We start from the raw sequence: 1,223 nt of genomic DNA, 5'->3' as shown, positions 1-1,223 counted from the left end.
CCACATGCACCACGTGATGGACCTCGTCCACCAGCGGCACGGGAGGCCACAGGCTCCACATCAGTTCGCACCGGCGGCGCAGCGTGCGCGCCGGCAACCGGTGCTCGGCCTGGGATCGCTTCGAAAACAACCAATCCAATCCGCAGCGCAGGCCACGGGCCTTCACGTCATAGACGCGCGACGTCGATGAACCACATCCCGGGTCCTTGCACCTCCAGCGGGTTCGCCCCGCCGAGGTGGTGCCGTTCCTTTTCATCTCGCCGCCGCAGGCCGCGCATCCGGGTGTCCTCATGCACCCAGTCAAACAGAAGACATTCAAACACCCGCCAGGCCTTGCGGTGCAAGGCCTGACAGCCTATTCCGGACACACATTCTGGCCGGCCCTGAAAGTCCCGGCAACCACATTCAAACCAACGAAACACCAATCATTCCAAGGCCTCACAAGCCAAAACAGACACACATTTTGGCCTATAACCCTGGGATGCCCTGTATGGCATGGTGCGTGGTTTAGATAATGTAGCGCTTATATTATCGCGATAATAATAATCACGATTATACAAATCGTGATTATATAAGAGCGATATATGTGGATTGCTTAAGGTTCACAGGCAAAGTGAACCGCAATGTTTCACGTGAAACAATTGTATTTAAGTAGATGAAGCGTCCGCGGAAAAGCAGTCGGCATGTGCGGTAGGGATTTCCTGTAATGCGCCGGTATCCTTGAAGCCAGTACCGATAGCCGATGAGGGAGCCTCAACATGAGTATTGACGAGATTTTCGCAAAAATCGTGACTGAATCGGTCGATAAGCGCGAACAGGGGACTCGTTTCGAGCGTGCCGTTGAGTTCTTCCTTGAACATGATCCCGCATGGCTGGAGCGCATCAAGCAGGTGTGGATGTGGGATGAAGCGCCTACCAATGACGGCAAGATGGATACTGGCATCGATTTGGTTGCCGAGGATGTGGATGGCTCGCTGTGGGCGATTCAGGCCAAGTGCTATTCCAAGCCTAAGCTTGCGGCCGGTGATGTCTCCACATTCTTCATGAATGCGCTGGCGGATAAGCGCTATCAGCATTACATGATTGCCGACACAGTAGCCGGCTACACGTCCGTACTTGAGAACTTCATGCTTTCGCATCCGGATATGGATTTGGTGCGCCTTGATATGGATACCATGCGCGAATCGAATTTGGATTGGCAGGCGTTCTCCAACGGTTCCGCG

The 1,223-nt window shown here is 54.1% G+C and carries 2 protein-coding genes; one reads left to right on the top strand and one right to left on the bottom strand.

Features of this window, described 5'->3' with window-relative positions; all coding sequences use genetic code 11:
- A partial coding sequence (locus Tam1G_RS11415; protein WP_423734939.1) for a transposase-like zinc-binding domain-containing protein occupies positions 1–292 on the bottom strand: 292 nt, incomplete at its 3' end.
- 466 nt (positions 293–758) lie between these two features.
- Here Tam1G_RS11415 and Tam1G_RS11410 point away from each other — a divergent pair.
- A partial coding sequence (locus Tam1G_RS11410; RefSeq protein ID WP_207797866.1) for a restriction endonuclease occupies positions 759–1,223 on the top strand: 465 nt, incomplete at its 3' end.

Origin of the sequence: Bifidobacterium imperatoris, from assembly GCF_002860405.1 — a bacterium.
GTDB lineage: Bacteria > Actinomycetota > Actinomycetes > Actinomycetales > Bifidobacteriaceae > Bifidobacterium > Bifidobacterium imperatoris.
Note: the sequence above shows the minus strand (reverse complement) of the source record. Positions and strands in the feature narration are given on the sequence as shown.